Here is a 24532-nt window from a genome sequence, read left to right as displayed (position 1 = left end):
CGAATCAAGATGTGGTTGGTTCAAGGGTCTGCAGGCATATAGCTGTATTGGGGCATCGGTATGATTGGGCGTTGGTCCTCCAAGAACGTTGAGGTGGAAGCGGTAGAACCGACTGGTTTTGACGCTTTCGAACTGCGTCTGGGCGACGTGATGCGCGGCGAACGGGCGACTTTGGGCAAATCCCTGCTGGATGTGCAGCGCGAATTGCGCATCAAGGCCTCCTATATCGCGGCCATCGAAAACGCCGATCCCGATGCCTTCGACACCCCCGGATTTATCGCCGGCTACGTGCGCTCCTACGCGCGCTATCTGAACATGGACCCTGACAAGGCGTTCGATGCGTTCTGCACCGAATCAGGCTTCTCCGTGGCGCACGGCATGTCCGCCGAAGCCTCTGTCGTCAAAAAGCCGAGCCGCGAGGACCGCATCAACAACCGCGGCGATCAGGATATCTTTGCCAAACCGGTCATGCCCTTTGCCCCCAGCGGCGACAGTGTGCTCAGCCGCATCGAACCCAGCGCCATCGGCTCGACCTTTGTTCTGGTCGGTCTGATCGGGGCCATCGGTTTTGGCGGCTGGACCGTGCTGCAGGAAGTGCAGCGCGTGCAGGTCGCACCCGTCGACCAGACACCGATTGTTCTGTCCGATCTTGACCCGCTGCAAGGCGCGGCCATCGGCACAACACCCGACGCGACCACAACCGATGTATCGGTGCCCGCCACGCTGGAAACCGCGCGGGTGGAGGCGCTGGACCGTCTCTACCGTCCGCAGGCGCTTGACGTGCCGGTCATGGTGGCCCGCGACGCGCCCATTTCGACGCTTGATCCGCGCAATGTCGGCGTTTTCGCCACAGCAGGGACGCAGGAAACCCGCAGCCCGCAGGCCGATGCGCCGGATACACCGCTTACCGCGCAATTCGCCGACGCCGATCCGACCGACATCGCGCAACCACTTGTGCCCACGGGCTTCAACGTGCCGCAGGTTGTCGAAGGTCCGGCCCCCGCCGTCACCATCGTCGCCACCGGCGAAACCTGGGTGCGCGTGCGTGCCGCCGATGGCACCAACCTGTTCGAGAAGGTCATGCAGCAGGGCGAAACCTACGACGTGCCCGCGCTGGAAGAGGCGCCAACCCTGCGCACCGGCCAAAGCGGGGCGGTCTATTTCATGATGGCCGGTCAGGTCTTCGGCCCCGTGGGCGGGCGCGGCAGCGTCACGTCCAATCTGCCCCTGCAACAGGCGGCCCTGACCGAGCGTTATGAGCCCACCGTGTTCCAGCAAGACAGCACCATCGCCAAGGTGGTCGCAGAGCTGCAGCCCGCAACTGCGGTCCCCGGCGAATAAGCCGCGGGCCGGTTCCCGATTTATCCTCAGCTTTTCATTGCGGCCCGGCCCCTGCCTGACTAGGTAGATGGGGTGCTCCCTGTCCCGAGGAATTGACATGTCGCTCAATCACATCCGCCCGTGGCGCAACATCTACCGCCGCACATCGCGCCAGATCATGGTGGGCAACGTGCCGGTGGGCGGCGATGCCCCCATCACCGTCCAGACCATGACCAACACGCTGACACCGGATGTTGCCGCCACCGTCGCGCAGATTCAGGCCGCCGCCGATGCGGGGGCAGATATCGTGCGCGTGTCGGTGCCCGATGTGGACAGCTCCGCCGCGCTCAAGGACATCGTGGCCCAATCGCCCGTGCCGATCGTTGCCGACATCCATTTCCACTACAAACGCGGCATCGAAGCCGCCGAAGCGGGTGCGGCCTGCCTGCGCATCAATCCCGGCAACATCGGGGACGAAAAGCGCGTCAAGGAGGTCATAAGGGCCGCGCGCGACAACAACTGCTCGATCCGCATCGGCGTGAACGCGGGCAGTCTCGAAAAGCACCTGCTCGAAAAATACGGAGAGCCGTGCCCTGACGCGATGGTCGAAAGCGGTCTGGATCACATCAAGATCCTGCAGGACAACGATTTTCACGAATTCAAGATCAGCTGCAAAGCCTCGGATGTGTTCATGGCCGCCGCCGCCTACCAGCAACTTGCCGACGCCACCGACGCGCCCATCCACCTTGGCATCACGGAGGCGGGCGGGCTGACGTCGGGCACCATCAAATCGGCCATCGGGCTGGGGAACCTGCTGTGGATGGGGATCGGCGACACGATCCGCGTCTCGCTCTCCGCCGATCCGGTTGAAGAGGTCAAGGTCGGCTATGAAATTCTCAAATCATTGGGGCTGCGGCACCGCGGCGTGAACATCATCTCCTGCCCGTCCTGCGCGCGGCAGGGCTTTGACGTGATCAAGACCGTCGAAGCCCTCGAACAGCGGCTCGAGCACATCAAAACCCCGATGAGCCTGTCGATCATCGGCTGCGTCGTGAACGGCCCCGGTGAGGCGCTGATGACGGACGTGGGCTTTACCGGCGGCGGGGCAGGGTCCGGCATGGTGTATCTTGCGGGCAAGCAAAGCCACAAACTCGACAACGCGCAGATGGTCGATCACATCGTCGAGCAGGTTGAAAAACGGGCGGCACAGATTGAGGCCGAAACTGTCGAAGCCGCCGAATAGCCGCAGCACTCAGCGCATGCCAAGGCCCATCTGCATCAGTATCTTGCGCACCGGCGCCGCCGAATAAAGCGCGTTCAGCCCCGCGGCGCGCGCATCGCGTGCCAGCGGAGCCTGCGCCTGACTGGCTCGGTTCAGCAGATCGATCCCCTGCACCCGCATCCGCACATCGCTATGGCGTGCCTTGTGATATGCCTCCAGCATCTGCGCATCGCCCAGCCCCTCGCGCCGGGCCTCCGCCAGATCCAGCAGCGTCGCGATATCGGTCAGTGACATGTTCAACCCCTGCGCCCCGATGGGTGGCATCACATGGGCGGCCTCCGCGATCAGCGCCACCCGCTCCGCGCTCAGCCGATCGGCATGCTGGGTGATGATCGGCCACACCTGACGGTCGCTGACCAGCGTCAAAGGTCCGAAATGGTGGCACGACCGGTCCGACGCCGCCGCCTCGAAGGCCTGTGCATCCAGCGCCATCCGGTCCATCGTGGCGCGCCCGTCGTCCATCCACACCACCGCCGAACAGGGCATCCCGTCGCGGTCCGGCAGCGGCACCAGCGTGAAAGGCCCCCCCGTGCGGTGAATTTCCGTCGACACATTATCATGCGGCACAGGGTGGGTCACCGCAAACACCATCGCCTTCTGGCCATAGCGTTTGGTGTGCACCCCGATCCCCGCCGCTGTGCGCATGGGCGATCCGCGCCCGTCGGCCGCAATGACCAACCGCGCGGTGACCGGCCCGCCCTCGCTCAGCGATACCTTCGCCGACCCCGTGCGGGTAAACAGCCGCGTTGTCCCGACACCGGGGCGGAAATCAACAGTCTCCAACGCCTCCAGCCGTGCCACAAGCTCGCGGATCAGCAACCAGTTCGGAAAGTTCCAGCCAAACGGCTCATCCGAAATGTCGGATGCGTCGAATTCCTTGGTCACCCGCGGTTCGGCGACCTCGCCGCCCGCATCGATGATCCGCATCACCTGCAACGCTGCCGCATGGGGGGCCAGTGCCTCCCATACACCCGCCCGCGCCAGCAACGCGCGCGCCGGTTGCAACATCGCAGTGGAGCGCAGATCGGCGCCCTTGGCGTTCCCGTCGGTGATGCGCGGTGCCGGATCGACACAGATCACCTTGAACCCCGCGGTGCCAAAGGCCGCCGCGGCCGTCAGCCCGGCAATGCCGCCACCCGAAATCAGAATATCGCAGCTCTGTGTCATCGCGCCTTACCGTGTCAGCCTGTCCAGAAACACAGATAGGTCATCGGTATGGAATTGCACATGCGGCGCGTCGGCGCGTTCGGGGGCCACGTGAACCGTGCGCATGCCCAGGGCATGGGGCACCGCCAGATTGCGCGGCTCGTCCTCGAACATCGCGGCGCGGGCGGGTGTGATGCCGTCCTGCGCAAAAACACGGTCAAAGGCCGCCGCTTCGGGTTTGGGCAGGAAATCCGCGTGCTCCACACCGTAGATCGCATCAAACAACCCCGACAGACCCCGCGCATGCAGCACCCGCTCGGCGTAGGGCGCGCAGCCGTTGGTGTAGACAATGCGCCGCCCCGGCAGGTCACGAATGCGCGCGGCAAGCACCGGGTCGGGGGTCAGGCTGTCCATCGGGATGTCGTGCACATCCTCCAGATAGGGCAGCGGGTCCAGATCATGCTCGCGCATCAGCCCCGCCAGCGTCGTGCCATAGCGGTGCCAGTACGCGACCCGCAAGCGGTTTGCTTCGGCCTGATCGACATCAAGCGCCTGCATCACCCAATCGGTCATGCGCACCTCGATATGATCGAACAACCGCGCCGAGGGCGGATACAACGTATTGTCGAGATCGAACACCCAGGTGTCCACGTGGGAAAACGCGTCTTTGGCCATGTGCCAGTCGTAGGCAGCCGAAGGCGCAGGTGCAAGGGGCTATGCAGCCCGCAGGACGCCCGCTAAGGTGCGGCGAAACAAATGAAAAGAACGGCCATGCCCACCCGTACCCCCTCCGCGCGCGCCCCGTCGACCGATGCCTATTCGATGATCCTCGAAGCGATCGACACCGGCATCTACCGCCCCGGCGACCGTCTGGTGGAAAGTGAACTGGCGGACCGGTTCGGCGTGTCGCGCACCCCCATCCGCGAAGCCCTGCAGCGGCTCGAAACCCAATCCCTGCTAACCCGCGACGGGCGCAGCCTGATCGTCGCGTCGCTCGATCATAACCAGATGGCCGAACTCTACGTGGTGCGCGGTGAACTCGAAGGGCTCGCCGCCCGCCTTGCCGCCCGTCACGCCACCGAAGAAGAGGTCCGGCTCCTGCGTGAAATGGTCGAGGACGACAATGCCCTGATGGACCATCCCGCAGCACTGGCCCGCGCCAACCGGCGGTTTCACAAACAGATCCATCTTGCCTCGCACAACCGCTTTCTGGTGCAGCAGCTCGATCTGGTGCACCGCTCGATGGCGTTGATGGCGACAACCTCGCTGGCCGCGACAGGGCGCGGCGAAATCGCCCAGCAGGAACACGACCGCATCGTGGCCGCGATCGAGGCGCGTGACGGCGATGCCGCGGATGCCGCACTGCGGGCGCATATCTCGGTGGCCTTCACCACCCGCCTCAAACAGGACGCAGACGCGCGCGAACCTGAAGCCTAGGCGCGCGGCTCCTGCGGCGGCACGACCAGATCCTCCGGCAAGGCGGGCACTACCGTCGGCAAAACGGCATCCTGATCGGGCGGAATGAAACCGCTCCACCGACCGCCGCCCGCCACCAAACAGCGGGTGCTGTCCCACAGCTGCGCCAGCGGCAGACGGATGGGCTGCAAATCGGCATGGTGGGCCGCGTCCGCGTCAGGAGCCGCCGCGCGGGCGGGTTCGTCGCCCAGACTGATCCCGTGCTGCGTCTTGTCCCAGTAAAATGGCTGCGCCACCATTTCCTTGAGCGCCTTGTAGGACGAGACGGCCGCCATCGTGAAATAGAACGGCATGGTAAAGACAAACGGCAGCAAATGCCGGTGCGCGCGCCCCGACACTGCCGCCAGCGACACCGTCAGATTGATGACTTCCGCCACCAGGAAAACCACCGCGATATGCCACATCAGGTCAGACCCCAGAACGCTGGTCACCGGATGCGTGACCCCCAGAAGCGTGATCCAGAATGACCACAGCAGCGGCGCCAGCGCGAATTGCACGAATGTCGCCAGAAACAGGGCCTGCACCCCCATGAATCGCCAAAAACCCAGCTCTTTCATTAGCTTGCCGGGCGCGCGCATGTGCACGACCCACGTGATGAGATAGCCTTTCAACCACCGTGAGCGTTGTTTGATCCACGGCCACGCGCGGGCGTTGGCCTCCTCGAAGGTCGTGGTCTCGACCAGCTCCGTGACGTATCCCTCACGGGCCAGCCGCAGGCCCAGATCGGCGTCCTCGGTCACATTATGCGCATCCCAACCGCACAGTTTTTCCAGTATGGGCCGGCGGAAAAACAGCGTGGTGCCGCCCAATGGCACCACCAGCCCCAACCGCGCGACGCCGGGCAACATCATCCGCCACCACGTGGCATATTCGATGGCAAAACACCGCGCCAACCAGTTCGCCCGCGGGTTGTAGTAATCGAGCCGCCCCTGCAGGCAGGCCACGTTGTCAGGCGCCGCATTGAACCGTGTCACGATGCGCTCTATCTGGTCCGGCTCGGGGCAATCCTCGGCGTCCCAGACCCCGATCACCGATCCCCGACAGAAATCCAGCGCATAGTTCAGCGCCCTTGGTTTTGTCGTCAGATCAGAGGCTTGCGGCACTTCAATCACGCTCATCCACGGGGGCATCTGGGTGCGCGCGATGGTCTTGCGCGTGACAGTGTCCTGCGCTTCCAGCACCAGAACCACGTCCAGCAGGGACTTGGGGTAGGTCAACCGCGACAACCGCTCGATCAGCTTTCCGGCTATTTCCTCTTCGTTCAGCAACGGCACCAGCACCGACACCCGCGGCAATCTGAACGGGGCGGCCGCTTCGGGGGCAGGGGGCGTGCGGTCGAAAAACCGCGCGTGCATCTGGGCGCCAAAGGCCAGCACCTTGAGCGTTGTCGTCATCACCAGCGTCAACAGCGCCAGCAGCAAAAGCCCGGTCAGCACCATGCGCGGTGCGGCAATTGTCAGGCCGATGGCTGCGCCCGCGATGAGGCTCGCCCACACCCGGCGCAACGGCGATGTCGCGGTCCAGGTCCGGCAGCTATGCGCGGCGGGCACGCGGGTCGCGGCGCGTTCGGCAAGTTCGTCACCATAAAGCGTGCTGATCGCGTGCCGGATGTCCGCCGCCTGAGCCAGCACCGGCAACACCTTGCGTCCGCCGACGCCCAGACAGGCCTGAAAATCGGCAAATGCGCCCGGCGTGTTGGTCGCGACCAGCAAAACATCCCCCATCATCATCCACGGGACCACCTGATATTTCAGGCACAGCGCCGTGGGCAGATAGGCCTTGATGCGCGGATCGGGGGGATCGGCCGCCAGATCGGCCAGTTGCATCTGGTGCTGGCGCGACAGCGCGGCCAGAATATCGCTGCGCCGCGCCAAGCCTTCGGCGGCCAGAATTTCGCCCAAAGGGGCATCCACATGCTGCTGCAGGTTCAGCGCATGGACAAGGTCGTCTTGCTTTATGATTCCCGCATTTACCAGCAATCGGCCAAAGGGCGGCGGGGCCTCCAGATATTCTGCCGCCTTCGGTTCGGGCAAACGCAGGCGCAGATCGCTCATCGCGCACCACCTGTCGTTCAAGGACACGACAGCTTTGTGCGCGAGAGGTTAACTGGTGGTTAACGAAATCTTAAATTATCCATTTGTATCAAATGGTTAATTGTCAATAATCCTATCAACAAGACGCCTGGCGGCTCACCCCCGCGCCGCCATCGCCTCCGCGAACCGCTCGAACAGGTAATAGCTGTCCTGGGGGCCGGGGCTCGCTTCGGGGTGGTGTTGGACGGAATAGACCGGACGCCCCTCCATGCGGATGCCGCAATTCGACCCGTCAAACAGGGACCGGTGCGTCTCAACGACGCCGTCGGGCAGGGATTGGCTGTCGACGGCAAACCCATGATTCATCGAGGTAATCTCGACCTTTCCGGTGTCCATGTCCTTTACCGGATGGTTCGCCCCGTGGTGGCCGTGGCTCATCTTGACCGTGGTGCCGCCAAGCGCAAGCGCCAGCATCTGGTGGCCGAGGCAGATGCCGAACACCGGCAGCTCCGTCTTGTGCAGCACGTCGCGGATCATCGGTACCGCATATTCCCCCGTCGCGGCCGGATCGCCCGGACCGTTCGACAAAAATACACCATCGGGCTGATGCGCGATGACATCCTCATAGGTCGCCGATGCGGGCAGCACCGTCACCTCGCACCCCGCAGATGCCAGACACCGCAGGATGTTGCGCTTGGCGCCATAGTCGATCGCCACGACCTTGTGCTTGGCATCGACCTGCGGCGTGTACCCTTCCGGCCAGGCCCAGCGTTGCTCGTTCCAGCGATAGGACTGCGCACAGGTCACGTCCTTCGCCAGATCCATACCTTCCAGCCCCGCAAATTCGCGCGCTGCCGCCACCAGCGCCTCGACATCAAAAACCCCGTCGGGGTTGTGGGCCAGCGCCGCGTGGGGCGCGCCCTGCTGGCGGATCGCACGGGTCAGGCGGCGTGTGTCGATGCCGCCGATGGCGATACGCCCCCGCGCGGCCAGCCAGTCCGACAGATGCGAGACCGCGCGCCAGTTGCTCGGGTCGGTCGGCATCCATTTGACCACCATGCCCGCCGCAACCGGATCGGCTGTTTCGTCGTCTTCGGGGTTGGTGCCGACGTTGCCCACATGCGGAAAGGTAAAGGTGACGATCTGGCCTGCGTAGGACGGATCGGTCATGATTTCCTGATAGCCGGTCATCGCGGTGTTGAAACACATCTCTGCCACGGTCTGGCCGGTCGCGCCGAACCCCATCCCGTAAAACAGCGATCCATCCGCAAGCGCGAGACAGGCAGTCGGGTGTGTGGGGGCAGCAGCGGCCATGGGCGTATCCTTTTTGGCAGACCCCGGCGGCGCGGGGCGGGGATGGATCGGCAAACGGCTGGAAACTACCGTGTGGGGCATCCGCCGTCAATGGGGGCGCCTAAATGAAAAGTCTATGTTTGCCAGCAGGTTACGCAGTGTCGCCAGCATTGCGGAATTGCAATAGTTTCGCTAGGGTCACAGGCTCGAACAGATGTTTGCATAGAGGACCATGATGGATCTGCGCACCCGTATCAACGACGCCCTGAAACAGGCGATGAGAGACAAGGACGCCAGCCGGCTGTCCACCCTTCGGCTGGTCAATGCCGCGATCAAGGACAAGGACATCGCCGCGCGTGCCGAAGGCAACGACGAAGGCGTCGGCAATGACGATGTGCTTGCGATCCTTGGCAAAATGGCCAAGCAACGGGTCGAATCCGCCCGCGCCTACGAAGAGGGCGGCAGGCTTGATCTGGCCGAAAGCGAACGGGCCGAGATCGAGGTGATCGAAGAATTCCTGCCCCGCCAGCTGGACGAGGCGGAAACCAAGGCCGCCGTGGCCGATGCCGTTGCCGAAACGGGCGCAAGCTCGATCCGCGATATGGGCAAGGTCATGGGCGTGTTGAAGTCGAAATACACCGGCCGCATGGATTTCGGCCGCGTCGGCCCGATGGTCAAGGACCAGCTCTCGGCCTGAGCGCGCCACAACCGCAGCCCCCCGCACATCGGGGGGCCGCGTGCCCCACGACACTACCGCTTCAGCGCGCGCTGCAGGTCTTCGTAAAGCGCAATCCGCTCCTCCTCACTGAGAAACGCACCGATCTCGACCTCGCGGCCCTTCCCGCGCAGGGTGACGTAATGCGGCACCGGCCCTTCATCGTCGTATTTCGTGACCTGCGTCCAGTACCGGTCGCAGTCCCACTCCTGCGTGTCACCCTTGGGGTTGGTGCGCACCAGACGCGCCATGTCGCGGTCCAGCACCAGCTCCTCTTCGATCAGCCGGGCACGGTGGTTGCGTTGCAGCGCGAAATAGATGCCCCACACCGCAGCCATCGTAAACGGCAACATCCCCCACAGGATGGGCGAGCCAAGCAGCGGCAGCGTAGGAATGCAGATCAGCGTAAAGGTCGTCAGCACAAAGGCCGCCATGCCCCGCGCGGGCAGGGATTGATGGGGCCACAACCGCATGATCTGCGGGGTGCTGTGGGGGGCTGATGTCCACTCGTAAGGCATGGGGGTGTTGTAATGCCTCTGGCCCACGGATCAATGCGACAATCTGTGAACGGTGCATTGCACGGGTCGGGCTGCCGCAGGGCGCGGCGCAAGTTCCGCAGCGTGCGCAGCACCAGCACCGCCACCACCACCAGCGACGCACAGCCCAGGATCACCGGCACCGGCCCGCCCGCGCCAAAGTCCTGCTGCGCCTGCGATCCGACGGGGGCAAGCGCCAGTGTGAACCCCAGCCCCTGCACCAGCGTGCGGTCGATCTCGGTCGCGCGGTCTGTCCGGCCCCCGGCCGCGGCCCACATCGCAGGCGCCAGCAGCACCATTCCCACGATGCTCGCTCCGACCGGCGTCGCCGTCAGCAGGGCATAGGGCGGGGGTGGGGCGATCAGCAGCCAGTAGGGCATGACCCCGAAGGTAATCGCGGCGAAGCATGCCGCCAGCAGGCCCAACCCGACAATCTGCGCACTCAGGATCATCTCGGGCGTCGGGGCATACCGGCTCGCCAAAGTCTGCGGCGCGTGGATCGCGGCAAGGGTGAGGGTGGTCAGCATGGCGTGTCCGGCGGTGGCAATCCCGTGCAGGCTACCGTGCAAACCCGGCAAAAGTAAGAATGCCGCCGCGCAAAAAGGGGGCGCACGTAAAAAGGGGCCCCGACCGCCGTCGGAGCCCCTTGCTGTTCTTGTGTCGCTGGCCTTAGTGGCCGGGCGCCTTGTCCCAGTCCTCACGTTTCGGCAGCTGCTCGAAGGTGTGCTCCGGTGGGGGCGATGGCAGGGTCCATTCCAGCGTATCGGCGTATTCGTTCCACGGGTTGTTCGCCGTGACGCGCGCGCCGCGTGTCAGGGTGTAGGCGATGACCCCGAAGAAGAACAGGAACGATGCAAAGGACAGGAACGCGCCCCAGCTCGACCATGCATTCCAGTAGGCGAACGCGTCGGGATAGTCGATGTAGCGGCGTGGCATACCCTGACGGCCCAGGAAGTGCTGCGGGAAGAACGTCAGGTTGGCCCCGATGAACATCGCCCAGAAGTGCAGCTTGCCGGCCCATTCGGGATACATACGGCCCGTCATCTTGGGCAGGTAGAAGTAGATACCCGCAAAGATGCAGAACACCGCGCCAAGGCTCATCACGTAGTGGAAGTGCGCCACGACATAGTAGGTGTCGTGATAGTACCGGTCCACAGCCGCCTGGCTGAGCACGATACCGGTCACACCGCCGACGGTGAACAGGAACAGGAAGCCGAAGGCCCAGAGCATGGGTGTCTTGAACTCGAGCGAACCGCCCCACATGGTCGCGATCCACGAGAAGATCTTGACCCCTGTCGGCACCGCGATGACCATCGTGGCCAGCATGAAATAGGCCTGCTGGTTGAGGCTCATCCCGACGGTGTACATGTGGTGCGCCCAGACGACAAAGCCCAGAACACCGATCGCGATCAACGCCCAGACCATTGGCAGATAGCCAAAGATCGGCTTGCGCGAGAAGGTCGCGATGATGTGGCTGATGATGCCGAAACCGGGCAGGATGATGATGTACACTTCGGGGTGACCGAAGAACCACAGGATGTGCTGGTACAGTACCGGATCGCCACCGCCTGCAGGATCAAAGAACGCGAAACCGAAGTTGCGGTCCATCAGCAGCATGGTGATCGCGCCCGCCAGTACCGGCAGCGACAACAGGATCAGCCAGCTTGTGACAAAGATCGACCAGCTGAACAGCGGCACCTTGAACAGGGTCATGCCGGGGGCACGCATGTTCAGGAAGGTGGTGATCATGTTGATCGCACCAAGGATCGAAGAGGCACCCGAGACGTGGACCGCGAAGATCGCGAAATCCATCGACATGCCGCCTTCCTTGACGCTCAGCGGCGGATACAGGACCCAGCCAACGCCCGATCCGGCCTGGTCGTTGCCACCGGGCAGCAGAACCGAACAGATCGCCAGCGATGTGCCGGCCACATACAGCCAGAACGACAGGTTGTTCATCCGCGGGAACGCCATGTCCGGCGCGCCGATCTGCAACGGCATGAAGTAGTTGCCGAAGCCCCCGAACAGGGCAGGGATCACCACGAAGAACATCATCAGGATGCCGTGGCCGGTGATCAGAACGTTCCAAAGGTGGCCGTTGGGCGTACAGGTGGCCGAAGCGTCGGCGAACATGCGCGCGCCTTCCATACACATGTACTGGACGCCGGGATCCATCAGCTCCAACCGCATGTAAACGGTGAAGGCGACAGAAATGAACCCGACAAAAGCGGAGACGATCAGGTACAGGATACCGATGTCTTTGTGGTTTGTGGACATGAACCAGCGCGTGAAGAATCCACGCTCGTCTTCATGGTCGTGCCCGTGAATGGCTGCGTCTGCCATGCGGTGCCTCCTAGTATTATTCATAAAACGCACCACGCCTGTTGGCGAAACGCGGTGCGCGCTCTGGCACCTTCTAATTCCAAGTCCCGCACAGAGCAATGGGCGCGATGGTCGCAGGTGGGGTTATTTTCAACCCCCCGGCCGCTTCTTCGGGCGCGCGGGGCGATCATACCCGTGTGATCGCGCCCCGGCCGACCCGCGCAGGCGGCAAGCTCGCTCTGATTTTAATGATTCCCTGCTGTGTCGGGGGGCGGGTGTTAAGCGAATCCTTACAAACCGCGCGCCATGAATGGGGGCCATAACCCCGAAAGGTCGACCGCCCGTGCCCCTGCGCCATCTGCCCTACGATACCGCCGCCCCCGCGCACAGTGCCGCTGCCGCCGCGCTGCAGCCGTGGTCGGTCGAACGTATCGTCGAGCTGATGCCGGGCTTCATCTATGTCTACAATCACCGGACGCAGGCGAATGAATACACCAACCGCTCCGTGGGGCAGTATCTCGGCTACGATCCGGACGAATTGCGCGCGATGGGCGATGCCCTCTTTCTGCAGATCACCCACCCGCAGGATTTGCCCAAACTGATCGCCCATGTCGGCGCGATGCAGGATCTCGACGCCGACGGCACGCTCTGGCTCGACTACCGCATCCGTGCAAAGGACGGGCGCACCGTCTGGTTGCGCTCCGTCGACCGCATCTTCGAGCGGGGCACAGACGGGCACGTGCTGCGCCACATCGGATGCGCCACCGACATCACCGCCGAAAAGCAAAGCAGTCTCGATCTGGCCAGCGCCCACGCGCAATTGACCGAACAGGCCGAAGAACTGCGCCAGCTTACCTTCGTGGCGACCCATGATCTGAAGGTGCCGGTCAACAATCTGGCGCGGCTGAGCCTGATGCTGCAGGATTGTGCCGACGATCTGTCGCCGGACGTGCGCGAACTTGTCGATTGGCTCAACCGCGCCGCCGAGCAGGCCAACGAAAAAATCGCGAGCCTCGTGCATGTCTCGCAAATCCGCGACGAACCGGTCGCCCCCGATCCGCTGATCGACCCGCGCGGTGCCATCGCGGCGGCGCTGTGGGGCATGCGGGCACGGCTGCGCGCGGCGGGGGCGCGGCTCGTCCTGCAGGTGGAGCGGGGCCTTCGGGTGCGCTTTCATCCCGACGACCTGCGCGCCGTCCTGCACAGCCTGCTGCAAAACGCCTGCGACTACGCCGATGCCACGCGGCCGTTGACCATCACCATCCGCGCCCACGCCACCGCAAACGGACTCGCCATCGCGGTGCAGGACACCGGCACCGGCATCGACCTGCCGCGCGACGAGGAAAATTTATTCGGGCTTTTCAAACGCCTGCACGTCGATCCGCCGGGGCAGGGCGTCGCGCTCTATTGCGCCCGTACGCTTGTCCAGCGGCGCGGCGGCACGCTGCAGGCACAGGGCGCGCCGGGACAGGGCGCCACCTTCACTCTCACGATTCCCCGCGCAAGGACACAGCCATGACCCCCATCAACCGCATCCTGCTCGTCGATGACGACGCCGTCACCAACCTCATGCACACCCGCATCATCCGCAAATCGGGCAAGGCCGCGCATATCGACGTGGCCACCGACGGCCTGCAAGCGCTCGAACTGATCAAATCCGATCTCGCCGCCGCGCGCGCCCTGCCGGAACTCGTATTTCTGGACATCAACATGCCGCGCATGGGCGGTTTCGAATTTCTCGAGGAATACGCAAAGCTGGGTCTGCCGGTGGGCGAACAGCTGATCATCGTGATGCTGTCCACATCGCTGTTGCACGCCGATCATGCCCGGGCCGAGGCCGATCCCCACGTCCACAGCTTTTCGGACAAACCCCTGCGGACCGAAAAACTGCTCGAGGTGATTGCCGAGTACCAGCGGCTGCACGGGCGCGGTGCCGATGCCGCCTGATCAGCCGTGCGCGGGCCGCGGTCCGAACCGGCGGGCAAAACTCTCGCGCAGCGCCAGGTCCAGATCATCCATCGTCACCGGCAGCCCCAGATCGACCAGACTGGTCACACCGTGTTGCGCAATGCCGCAGGGGACGATCCCGTCAAAATGCGACAGATCCGGCTCCACGTTGATCGAAATGCCGTGGAAACTGATCCATTTACGCAATCGGATACCGATCGCGGCAATCTTGTCCTCGGCCACATGACCGGCCGCGTTGCGCGGCTTTTCGGGCCGACTGACCCAGACGCCCACGCGCCCCTCGCGGATCTCACCGGTCACGCCGAACTGGGCCAGCGTGTCGATCACCCATCCTTCGAGGTCTTGCACAAACCTGCGCACATCGCGCCCGCGCGCGCCCACATCCAGCAGCACATACGCCACCCGCTGCCCCGGCCCGTGATAGGTATACTGCCCCCCGCGTTTCGTGTCGAAGACATCGAACCGGTCGGGGTCAATCAGATCGGCGGGTCTGGCGGATGTCCCGGCGGTGTAAAGGGGCGGATGCTCGACCAGCCAGATGCATTCGTCGGCCGTGCCCTGCGCGATTTGCGCGGCGCGGGTCTCCATCCACGCCTCGGCGCGGCGGTAATCGGTCAACCCGTGCGATGTGATCCATTCCACCATGGCGTTGATGTACCCGCCTGCCCGACAAAGGAAAAGGGCCTAGCCTGCCGTCACGGTATCGCCCTGCGCCACCGCGTGCGCCAGCACCTGCGCGTATCCCTCGGCGCCCTGCGCCCCGGTCAACAGGTATTTGCCGCCAAAGATCATCGAGGGCACGCCCGAAATGCCCTGCGCCGTCCAGAACCCCTGCCGCTCGCGCACCTGTGCGGCATGTGATCCGCTCTCCAGCACGCCGCGCGCGGCGTCCCGGTCCAGCCCGACCTGCGCCGCAATATCAACCAGCGTCGCATGGTCCGACACATCGCGCGCTTGGGTGAAATGGGCCGCGAACAACGCCATCTTCAACGGATGCTGCCGGCCATGCTCCAGCGCCCAATCGAGAAGCTGATGCGCGGCAAAACTGTTCACGATGCGGCTGTCGTCGGTAAAGTTGAACGCAAAACCCAGCGATGTGCCCAACGCCTCCATTTGCGCGCGATTGCGGGCGCTGTCCGCGGCGCTGATCCCGTATTTGCGCACGATATGATCGCGCAGGTTTTCACCCTCCGGCGCCATCTGCGGGTTCAGCTCGAACGGATGCCACCGCACCTGCGCGCCTGTGCCGGTCTGCGCAAGCGCCTGTTCCAGCTGGCGAAATCCGATGATGCACCACGGGCACATGACGTCCGACACGATGTCGACCTGAATAACGGGGCCTTGCGGCGCTGCGGTGTCTGTCACGGTGCATCCTTTGTGTTTGGCGTCGCTTGACCTGACCATCGCGGCGGGCAAATTCAATCCCCCCCGCCGGAAAAGAGGCCCGCCACACCCCACCGGCACGCGCCGTTTTCCCCGGTCGCGCATTTTCTCGCAGATTGGCTCTTGAGGTCGCGCCGACACCGCGGTATTGGACCCTACCATCACAGACGTGCGGTCGTGGCGGAATGGTAGACGCGCAGCGTTGAGGTCGCTGTGGGGTAACACCCGTGAGAGTTCGAGTCTCTCCGACCGCACCACTTTCCCCGATGACCCGACGCCGCGCTCCCGAAACGCCATTGGTTTTTGTCGCGGCGCTTTGCTTCAAATCACGCACCACACCGGACAAGCCGCCCGCGCGCCCTATACTCGTTTGCATACGCAGACGGAGACACACGCAATGGCCAATTCTATCCCCACCCCCCCGATCGACACCCGCATGGAAGCCACCCAGGGCGCCTGTCCGTTCCGCGGCACGCGCATGGGCGGTGCCGCAGGGTCCGAGCCCCAGCTTGACCACTGGTGGCCGAACCGGCTGAAGGTCGAAATCTTGCATCAGAACCCCGCGCAGGCCAATCCGCTCGCCAAAGGGTTCGATCAGGCCGCCGCCATCGCCGATCTCGATGTCGACGCGCTCTGGGCCGACATCCGCAGCTTTCTGCACACGCCGGTGGCATGGTGGCCTGCCGATTACGACAACTACGGCCCGCAAATGGTGCGCATGACGTGGCACTCCGCGGGGACCTACCGCATCGCCGACGGGCGCGGCGGTGCAGGGCAGGGGATGCAGCGTTTTGCCCCGATCAATTCGTGGTGGGACAATGGCAACACCGACAAATCGCGCCGCCTGCTGCTGCCGATCAAGCAGAAATACGGCGCCGCACTCGGCTGGGCGGACCTGATCGCGCTTGCGGGCACCGTCGCGCTGCAGGACATGGGTCTGCCGTTGCAGGGGTTTGCTTTTGGCCGCGAGGACGCGTGGGGAGCGGACCGCGCAACCTACTGGGGCCCCGAAGGCTGGAACGGCAAACCGGTCGGCGAAGTGCCCGCAGGCCCGCGCGAGGGGCACCCCAACCAGATGGTCACCCGCACCCTGCGCTGGGAAGGGGCGGTCGACGAGGATCACTATGATCTCGAAAACCCTCTCGGGGCCTCGCACCAGTCGCTGATCTATGTCGATCCCGAAGGGCCCAACGGCAACGGCAACGCGCTCGAATCGGCCCGCGACATCCGCGAAACCTTCAGCCGCATGGCCATGAACGACGAAGAAACCGTGGCGCTGATCGCGGGCGGGCACGCTTTTGGCAAGAGCCACGGCATGACCGACCCGCAGGAAATCGGCCCCGCCCCCGAAGGTGCCCCGCTCAGGGCGATGGGTCTGGGCTGGCAAAACCCCAACGGCACCGGTTTCGCGCAATACACCATGACCAATGGCATCGAAGGATCCTGGACCCCAGATCCCACCCGTTGGGACAACAGCTACCTCGAGAATCTGTTCAAGTTCGAATGGGTCCAGACCACGTCGCCCGCAGGGGCGCTGCAATGGACACCGGCTGACCCGAACGCCCCCAAGACGCCCGACGCACACGAGCCGGGCAAAATGAACGATCTGATGATGATGACCAGCGATATCGCCCTCATCAGGGATCCCGCCTACCGCGCGATCTGCGAGCATTTCCTCGAGGATTTTGACGCCTTCACCACCGCCTTTTCCAAAGCGTGGCACAAGCTCATCCACCGCGACATGGGCCCGAAATCGCGCTACCTCGGCCCAAACGTCGGCCCCGATTTCATCTGGCAGGACCCGCTGCCCGATGTCGACCACCCGCTGATCGAGGCCGCCGAGGTGGCCGATCTCAAACGCCGCGTGCTGGACAGCGGCACGCCGGTGTCCGATCTGGTGGCCGTGGCATGGGCGTCTGCCTCCACCTACCGCCACAGCGACAAACGCGGCGGGGCCAACGGGGCGCGGCTGCGGCTGCATCCTCTGCGGGGCTGGGCCGTGAACGCGCCCGACCGGCTCGACCGGGTGTTGGCCACGCTCGAAGGCATCAAGGCGGACTTCGACGCGAACGCGGCGGGCGGCAAGAAAGTCTCGATGGCCGACCTCATCGTGTTGGCGGGCTGCGCCGCGGTAGAGCAGGCGGCACAGGACGGAGGCCACGACATCACGGTCGATTTCGTGCCGGGCCGCACGGATGCCACCGACGAGATGACCGACCCCGAACAGATGGATTACCTGCAACCGGTCGCCGACGGCTTTCGCAACTACCACAACCCCGATGTGCGCTTTGACGTCCCACTCGAACATCTGTTCCTCGACCGCGCCGCCCTGCTGACGCTGACCGCGCCGGAATGGACGGCGCTCACCGGCGGGCTGCGGGTGCTGGGGCAGAACTTCGACGGGTCCGACCACGGCGTCTTTACCGACCGGCCCGGCACGCTGAGCAACGACTTCTTCCGCGTGCTCGTGTCGATGGACTATGAATGGAAACCGCGCGACGACAGCGAAAGCCTCTTTGATCTGGTGGAGCGGGACGGCGGGGCACAGCGCTACACCGCCACGCGCTGCGATCTGGTGTTCGGGGCCAACAGCGAACTGCGGCAGGTGGCCGAGATGTACAGCGCCGACGACGGCAACGCGCGTCTCGTGCAGGATTTCGCCGCCGCATGGCACAAGGTGATGATGCTGGACCGTTACGATGTTCCGCAGGCCCGCCAACGCGCCGTGTCCTTCTGCTGACCGGTGATGCCCGCCACGATAAACCACACGGAACGCGTGCCTGTCGGCGGCGGCCCGTGTGGTTTTGCGCCCCATCACGTCATAGTTGGTGCGCGCCCGCTGAAAACGGTCGCAATCCTGCCGCGATAGGTTAGCATTGGCGCAAGCACGCCGCCGCAGGAAAGCCGTTTGAAATCGGCCCGCCCGTGGCACTAGAGTGCGTTAGTGAGTGTCACACACCGGGCCGACAGATCCCCCCAACGGGACGCGGGCGCCGGGGTCATAGATGAGGGTCTTTGCGTGAAGCCAATTCCGCCACGCGGGTATCGCACCTTTCTGGGGGCTGCCCTCATTTCGGTCATGGGGACGCTGTCGGCACAGGCCGCCGATGTCACGCTGACCGGTGTACCCGAGGACGACGCGCTCTACAGCGCCCTGCGCGGCGGCTCGCTGCTGGTCGAGCAGGAAGCGCTGGAGGAAAACCCCCCGACCAAGGCCGAAATCCTCGCCGCCGCGCAGGCGGATTACAAACGCCTGCTGGCCGTGCTCTACGACAACGGTTATTTCGGCGGCGTCATCCGCATCAGCCTCGATGGCATCGAGGCGGCGAAAATTCCGCCCGTTCAGCCCCCCGCGACCATCGACCGTATCCGCATCACCGTCGAACCGGGGCCGAAATTCAAATTCGGGCGCGCCCGTATCGCCCCCGTGGCCGAAGGGACCGAACTGCCCGAAGGCTTTGCCAGCGGCGAAACCGCCAGTCTGGGCGTGCTCAAACGCACCGCGGACGCGGGCATCGACGGCTGGCGCGAACAGGGCCACGCCAAGGCCGCGCTGACCAAGCAGGACCTCACCGCCGATCACCCCAACCGTCAGATCAACGCCGATCTGGGGCTCGATCCCGGGCCCCGCCTGCGGTTCGGACCGCTCGTCATCCAAAGCGAAAGCGGCGTGCGCCGCCAGCGCATCATCGACATCGCGGGGCTCCCCGAAGGCGAAATCTTCTCGCCCAGCGAAATCCGTCTGGCGACCGAACGGCTGCGGCGCACCGGCGCATTCAATGCCGTCAACCTCGACGAGGCGGATGTGCCCACCCCCGACGGCACGCTGCCCATCAACGCCACGCTGATCGACGCGCCGCTGCGCCGCATCGGGTTCGGCGCTGAACTCTCCACCCTCGAAGGGCTCAGTCTGAGCGGCTACTGGCTGCACCGCAATCTTCTGGGCGGTGCCGAGCGGTTGCGCTTTGACGCCGAAATCACCGGCATCGGCGGTGGCACCGGCGGCACCGACTATAAACTCGGCGTGCGCTTCGAACGGCCCGCCACCTTCAACGAAGACACCAATTTCTATGCGCTGGCCCAGATCGAACAGCTCGACGAGGAATCGTTCTTCTCGCGCCAGCTTGACCTCGAAGCCGGGATCGAGCGGATCGCCTCCGAAAACCGCACCTACACCCTTGGCGTTGGCCTGCGCACGGCCGAAAACCGCGACGCATTCGGCGAAGACAAATACACCATCCTGACGCTGCCTCTGGGGGCGGAGTTCGATTACCGCGACAATCCCGCCAATACGCTCAACGGGTGGTACTTCAACGCCGATGTGACCCCGTTTCTGGCGGTGGACGGGGCCGACAACGGTGTGCGCACCTACCTTGACGGGCGCGCTTACCGCACCTTCGGCGACGCGCGGCCCGTCACGCTGGCGGTGCGCGGCCAGTTCGGCTCGGTCTATGGCCCCGATCTCGATGAGGCACCCGCCGATTATCTGTTCTATTCGGGCGGCGGCGGCACCGTGCGCGGCCAACCCTACCAGACGCTCGGCGTGCCGGTGGGCGATGACGACGTGGGCGGGCGCAGCTTTGTCGGCGTGATGAGCGAAGTGCGCGTGCAGGCCACCGACAGCATCGGCGTCGTGGCTTTTGCCGATGCGGGCTACATCGGCGAGGAAGAATTCTACGACGGCTCCGGTGAATGGCACTCTGGCGCGGGGCTCGGCCTGCGCTACAACACCCCCATCGGTCCCATCCGTCTGGACGTTGCCGTGCCCACCTCGGGGCCAAGTGTCGACGAGGATTTTCAGGTTTACATCGGTATCGGGCAGGCCTTTTGATGCGTATTCTGACATCGTTTCTTCTCGTCCTGTCGCTGCTGGCCATCCCCGCACATGCGCAGCAGGAGGAGGAAGACAAAGGCTTTCTCACCCGCAAGATCCAGGAGTTGCTCAGCGGCGCAGGCCGCGACGTGAACATCAGCGGCTTTCGCGGCGCGCTCAGCTCCGAGGCATCGTTTGACCGCATGACCATCGCCGACGCCGACGGGGTCTGGCTCACCCTCGAGGACGTGCGGCTCGACTGGAACCGCTCGGCCCTGCTGCGTGGACGGCTCGAGGTCGAAGAACTCAGCGCCGCGCGCATCGACATCCCCCGCCTGCCGCAGGGCGATCCGGACACGCTGCCCGACGCCGAAGCGACCCCTTTCACCTTTCCGCAACTGCCCGATCTGCCCGTCGCCATCGACATCGAACAGGTCAGCATCGCCGAAGTGATCCTTGGCGCGCCGCTGGTGGGCGAACCCGTCCAGATGCAACTGTCGGCCACCGCACAGCTCAACGATGAAGGGCTTAATGCCGATTTCAACGCCAGCCGCACCGACGGCAAGCGCGGCCAGTTCGACATCGAAATCAGCCTGTCGCGTGATGAAAACGCCATCGATCTGCTGGTCAACCTCTCCGAAGGGGCCGAAGGCATCATCGGCACGCTGGCCAATATCCCCGGAAACCCCTCGGTCGACCTGACCATCGCGGGCACCGGCGAACTCGACGATCTGACCACCGATATCACCCTGACCACCGACGGCGAAGAACGGCTCGGCGGCGACATCCGCGTCGTGACCCAAGGCGACGCCGACACGCCCGACCGACGGATCATCGCCGACATCGACGGCGACCTGACAGCAATCGTCCTGCCGCAATACCGGGACTTTTTCGGCACCGAAGTCTCGCTTGAGGCGGACGCGCTGCTCGCGGCGTCCGGCGCGGTAGAGCTGTCGACACTCGATCTGCAGGCGGCGGCGGTCGATCTGCAAGGGCGCGTGCGGCTTGCCGATGACAAATGGCCCAGCTTTATCGACCTCGAAGGCACGATTGCCCGCGCCGACGGCGCACCCGTGTTGCTGCCCGGCGGGGGCGGCGAAACCACGCTCGAACGGGTCGTGCTGGATGTGGACTACGATATCGAACAGGGCGAAGCCTATGAGGCCGTCTTTGACATCACCGGCCTGTCGACCTCTGCCGCCACGATCGGCCAGACCACGCTGCGCTCCACCGGAACGCTCGCGGGGGCCAACGGCGCCGTGGGCCAGATCCGGGGCCGGGTGAATTTTGCCGCCCTCGATCTCGCGCTCACCGATCCCGCTCTGGCCGAAGCGATCGGGTCGCGCATCGAAGGCACCACCGACATCAACTACCTGACCGACCAACCCTTCCGCATCACCAACCTCGATCTGGGCGGCACCGACTACCGGCTGGCCGGTGATGTGGCCATCTCGGGCGTCGGCGAGGGGCTGACAACCGACCTTGACGTCCGCCTGCAAGCCGATGATCTGTCACGCTTTTCCGCACTTGCGGGGCGCGAACTCGACGGCAGCACCGCCCTCACGCTCAAAGGTCAGGTGACGCCGCTCAGCGGTGAATTCAATCTCGATGCGGCGGGCGAAGCGACAGGTATCGCCACCGGCATCGCGCAGGCCGACGCGCTGCTCGAGGGGCGTACCGATCTGACCCTCACAGCGATCCGCAACGAAAACGGCACCTTCCTGCGCGGGGTCGAGCTGTCCAACGCCGCACTCCTGTTCACCGGCGAAGCGGCCCTTGCCACCGACAACAGCCGCGTCGACGCCGACATCGTGCTGCGCGACATCGGCACGGTGCTGCCGCAATACGAAGGGCGCGTGCAAATTACCGGCAACGCGGTCCAGAACGCGGCGGGCTGGCGGGTGGATGTGGACGGCAGCGGGCCCTACGACGTCACCCTGTCCCTCGACGGTTTGGCCACCGGCCCGGACGCAGCGCTCGATTTCGCGGCGCAAGTGCCACGGCTGAGCGCCTTTGCCGACACCATCGAAGGCGCGCTGAACGCCAAAGGATCGATCCGCCAGACGCCGCAGGGCTGGCTGGTGCAGGCCGATGCCACCGGTCCCTACGGGGCCGACGCACGGGTCAACGGGCTGGTCACGCCGCAGGTGGACATCGGCTTTGATCTGTCGGTGCAGGACCTGTCTGAACTGGCGCCGCAAATCGACGGCCCCGTGCAGGCCACCGGCCGCCTGCGCCAGACAGAAAACGGGTTCGAGATCGACACAGACGCCACCGGCCCATACGCCATCAACGCAGATGTGCGCGGCACGCTGACCCCCGCGGTCGATGTGGCCTTCGATCTGTCGGTGCCCAACCTGAACCCGCTGGTGCCACAGGTGAACGGGCCGCTCGACGCGACGGGCACGCTGCGCCAGACGGACCGCGGCTTTGTGGTCGATACGACCGCGCGGGGGCCCTACGGCGCCCGCGCCACCGTGAACGGGCTGGCCACCGGGCCCGACATGGCGCTTGATTTCGACCTCAGCCTGCCGAACGTCGCCCCCGTGGTGCCCGGTGTCACAGGGGCGCTGTCGGCCAACGGCACCGTCGCGCAATCCCCGCAAGGGCTGCGCGTGGATGTGAACGCCAGCGGCCCCTACAGCGCGCGCGCCAGCGTCAACGGGATCGTCACGGGCGACAGTGCGGCCGTGGAATATACCGCGAATGTCCCCAATCTCGCCGCGCTCGTGCCGCAGCTGCGCGGCCCGCTCTCGGTCGACGGCACGGCGGCGCAAACCGGTCAGGGCTGGCGCATCGATACCGATCTGAGCGGCCCTGTCGGCACCAACGCCGATGTCTCGGGGCTGGTTGCCAATGACGGCACGCTTGATCTCGACGTTACCGGCAGCGCGGCACTGGGGCTGTTCAGCCCCTTCGTGCGGCCCCGTACCCTGTCGGGACAGGCCGATTTCGATCTGGCGATCAACGGCCCCCCCGCGCTCGGCTCGGTCAGCGGCACGCTGCGCACCCGCGACGCCACGGTCACAGCACCCAATCTGCGGCTGGCGCTCGAAGGCGTGAACGCCGATGTCGAGCTCGCAAACAGCCGCGCCGTGCTCGACGTCAACGCATCGCCCACCGGGGGCGGCAGGCTCGACATCACCGGAAGCATCGGTCTGACGGGGCCGCTGCCCGCCGATATCACCGTGACACTTGACGATTTCATCCTCTCCGATCCGCGTCTCTATTCCACCGAACTCGACGGGACGTTGACCATCACCGGACCGGTCACCGGCGGGGCGCGCATCGCGGGGCGGATCGAAACGGACGACACCAACATTTCCGTGCCCTCCACCGGCCTGACCAGCATCGGCGACATTCCCCAGATTACCCACGTCGGCGCGCCGCAGGACGCCACCGCCACCCGCCGCCGCGCGGGGCTGATCGGACAGGACGCCGGCAATGACCCCACCGAAGGCGCCTCCGGTCCGGGGCTGGCACTGGATGTAACGGTGGTCGCACCCGGCCGCATCTTTGTGCGCGGCCGCGGCATTGACGCCGAACTGGGCGGGCAATTGCGGCTGACGGGCACCACCAACAACATCATTTCCACCGGACGCTTCGAGCTGGAGCGCGGCCGGCTCGACATCCTTGGCAAACGCTTCGATCTGGAAGAGGGGGCCGTGACCTTCGAGGGCGATTTCATCCCCTACATCCGTTTCCGCTCGACCACCTCCACCGAGCAGGGCACCGTCAGCGTCATTGTCGAAGGCCCCGCCGATGACCCCGAAGTCACCTTCGAAAGCACACCCGACGCGCCGCAGGATCAGGTGCTGGCGCAGTTGCTCTTTGGTCAGAACATCGAAAACATCTCGCCCTTCCAGGCCCTGCAACTGGCCAATGCCGTGGCCACGCTCGCCGGTCGCGGCGGTGTCGGCATCGTGGGCAATCTGCGGGACAATTTCGGGCTGGACGATCTCGATGTGACCACCAACGCCGACGGCACCACCGCGCTGAGCTTTGGCAAATACATCAGCGACAACGTCTATACCGACGTGACCGCAACCTCCGAAGGCGTGGGCGAAGTGTCCCTGAACCTCGATCTCACCGAGAGCCTCACGGGGCGCGCGACCCTCGGCTCGGACGGCGATTCTTCCATCGGCATCTTCTTCGAACGCGACTACTGATCGCGGCGGCGCACAAAAAAGCGCCCCGTCCGAAACCGGAGGGGCGCAAGGTGCATCGGGAAAGGATGTCTTCGGG

General features: G+C 64.8%; 18 protein-coding genes and 1 tRNA gene. 10 read left to right on the top strand and 9 right to left on the bottom strand.

The window, feature by feature from the left end:
- Nucleotides 1-60 precede the first annotated feature (60 nt).
- On the top strand, nt 61-1341 hold the full coding sequence (locus K3756_RS11845) for a helix-turn-helix domain-containing protein (protein WP_259987609.1): 1281 nt from the start codon (nt 61-63) through the stop codon (nt 1339-1341).
- Nucleotides 1342-1438: 97 nt separating this feature from the next.
- Nucleotides 1439-2563 carry a flavodoxin-dependent (E)-4-hydroxy-3-methylbut-2-enyl-diphosphate synthase gene (gene ispG, locus K3756_RS11840; protein WP_259987608.1) on the top strand — a complete coding sequence of 375 codons (1125 nt, stop codon included), beginning with the start codon at nt 1439-1441 and terminating at the stop codon, nt 2561-2563.
- Nucleotides 2564-2572: 9 nt separating this feature from the next.
- On the opposite strand, the gene K3756_RS11835 is transcribed toward ispG, so the two are convergent.
- Both K3756_RS11835 and K3756_RS11830 read right to left on the bottom strand, forming a co-directional pair.
- Nucleotides 2573-3769, bottom strand: a complete 1197-nt coding sequence (locus tag K3756_RS11835; protein ID WP_259987607.1) for a UbiH/UbiF family hydroxylase — start codon at nt 3767-3769, stop codon at nt 2573-2575.
- A 6-nt stretch (nt 3770-3775) separates the two neighbouring features.
- On the bottom strand, nt 3776-4423 hold the full coding sequence (locus K3756_RS11830) for a pyrimidine 5'-nucleotidase (protein WP_259987606.1): 648 nt from the start codon (nt 4421-4423) through the stop codon (nt 3776-3778).
- 96 nt (nt 4424-4519) lie between these two features.
- Between K3756_RS11830 and K3756_RS11825 the strand changes: the two genes are divergently transcribed.
- Nucleotides 4520-5185, top strand: coding sequence for a GntR family transcriptional regulator (locus tag K3756_RS11825; protein ID WP_259987605.1), 666 nt, complete (start codon nt 4520-4522; stop codon nt 5183-5185).
- Here K3756_RS11825 and K3756_RS11820 read toward each other — a convergent pair.
- The gene (locus tag K3756_RS11820; RefSeq protein WP_259987604.1) at nt 5182-7278 is read right to left on the bottom strand and encodes a glycosyltransferase family 2 protein; all 2097 of its coding nucleotides are present in this window, start codon (nt 7276-7278) and stop codon (nt 5182-5184) included. The two genes, K3756_RS11825 and K3756_RS11820, sit on opposite strands and share 4 nt — an antisense overlap.
- A 135-nt stretch (nt 7279-7413) precedes the next feature.
- Entirely contained in the window at nt 7414-8571 is a 1158-nt protein-coding gene (gene carA, locus K3756_RS11815; RefSeq protein WP_259987603.1) for a glutamine-hydrolyzing carbamoyl-phosphate synthase small subunit, read from the bottom strand.
- 214 nt (nt 8572-8785) lie between these two features.
- Here carA and K3756_RS11810 point away from each other — a divergent pair, with 214 nt between their 5' ends.
- On the top strand, nt 8786-9247 hold the full coding sequence (locus K3756_RS11810) for a GatB/YqeY domain-containing protein (protein WP_259987602.1): 462 nt from the start codon (nt 8786-8788) through the stop codon (nt 9245-9247).
- A gap of 53 nt (nt 9248-9300) precedes the next feature.
- Here the strand turns inward: K3756_RS11810 and K3756_RS11805 are convergent, their stop codons facing one another.
- The 3 genes from K3756_RS11805 to ctaD form a co-directional block, all read right to left on the bottom strand.
- Nucleotides 9301-9783 carry a DUF2244 domain-containing protein gene (locus K3756_RS11805; RefSeq protein WP_259987601.1) on the bottom strand — a complete coding sequence of 161 codons (483 nt, stop codon included), beginning with the start codon at nt 9781-9783 and terminating at the stop codon, nt 9301-9303.
- Nucleotides 9681-10328, bottom strand: coding sequence for a hypothetical protein (locus tag K3756_RS11800; protein WP_259987600.1), 648 nt, complete (start codon nt 10326-10328; stop codon nt 9681-9683). Before K3756_RS11800 ends, K3756_RS11805 begins: the two co-directional genes overlap by 103 nt.
- A 142-nt stretch (nt 10329-10470) precedes the next feature.
- Nucleotides 10471-12144: a cytochrome c oxidase subunit I gene (gene ctaD, locus K3756_RS11795; RefSeq protein WP_259987598.1), complete on the bottom strand. Its 1674-nt coding sequence runs from the start codon at nt 12142-12144 to the stop codon at nt 10471-10473.
- Between the two features lie 322 nt (nt 12145-12466).
- Here ctaD and K3756_RS11790 point away from each other — a divergent pair, with 322 nt between their 5' ends.
- Entirely contained in the window at nt 12467-13642 is a 1176-nt protein-coding gene (locus tag K3756_RS11790; protein WP_259987597.1) for a PAS domain-containing sensor histidine kinase, read from the top strand.
- Nucleotides 13639-14070 (top strand): response regulator, encoded by a 432-nt coding sequence (locus K3756_RS11785; protein WP_259987596.1) that lies wholly within the window; start codon nt 13639-13641, stop codon nt 14068-14070. The genes K3756_RS11790 and K3756_RS11785 overlap by 4 nt, the downstream gene beginning before the upstream one ends.
- Here K3756_RS11785 and lipB read toward each other — a convergent pair whose 3' ends face one another.
- Both lipB and K3756_RS11775 read right to left on the bottom strand, forming a co-directional pair.
- Complete coding sequence (lipB, locus tag K3756_RS11780) at nt 14071-14736, bottom strand: lipoyl(octanoyl) transferase LipB (RefSeq protein ID WP_259987595.1); 666 nt, start codon at nt 14734-14736, stop codon at nt 14071-14073.
- 39 nt (nt 14737-14775) lie between these two features.
- Nucleotides 14776-15456 carry a DsbA family oxidoreductase gene (locus K3756_RS11775; protein WP_259987594.1) on the bottom strand — a complete coding sequence of 227 codons (681 nt, stop codon included), beginning with the start codon at nt 15454-15456 and terminating at the stop codon, nt 14776-14778.
- A 189-nt stretch (nt 15457-15645) separates the two neighbouring features.
- On the opposite strand from K3756_RS11775, the gene K3756_RS11770 reads away from it, so the two are divergent.
- The 4 genes from K3756_RS11770 (at nt 15646) to K3756_RS11755 (ending at nt 24456) form a co-directional block, all read left to right on the top strand.
- Nucleotides 15646-15731: transfer RNA gene (locus K3756_RS11770), tRNA-Leu, on the top strand.
- Between the two features lie 140 nt (nt 15732-15871).
- Complete coding sequence (gene katG, locus K3756_RS11765; protein ID WP_259987593.1) at nt 15872-18214, top strand: catalase/peroxidase HPI; 2343 nt, start codon at nt 15872-15874, stop codon at nt 18212-18214.
- Nucleotides 18215-18493: 279 nt separating this feature from the next.
- Nucleotides 18494-20305: an autotransporter assembly complex family protein gene (locus tag K3756_RS11760; protein WP_259987592.1), complete on the top strand. Its 1812-nt coding sequence runs from the start codon at nt 18494-18496 to the stop codon at nt 20303-20305.
- Nucleotides 20305-24456 (top strand): translocation/assembly module TamB domain-containing protein, encoded by a 4152-nt coding sequence (locus K3756_RS11755; protein ID WP_259987591.1) that lies wholly within the window; start codon nt 20305-20307, stop codon nt 24454-24456. Before K3756_RS11760 ends, K3756_RS11755 begins: the two co-directional genes overlap by 1 nt.
- Nucleotides 24457-24532 lie beyond the last annotated feature (76 nt).

The sequence above is a fragment of the Sulfitobacter sp. S190 genome (assembly GCF_025141935.1).
Taxonomy (GTDB): domain Bacteria; phylum Pseudomonadota; class Alphaproteobacteria; order Rhodobacterales; family Rhodobacteraceae; genus Sulfitobacter.
Note: the sequence above shows the minus strand (reverse complement) of the source record. Positions and strands in the feature narration are given on the sequence as shown.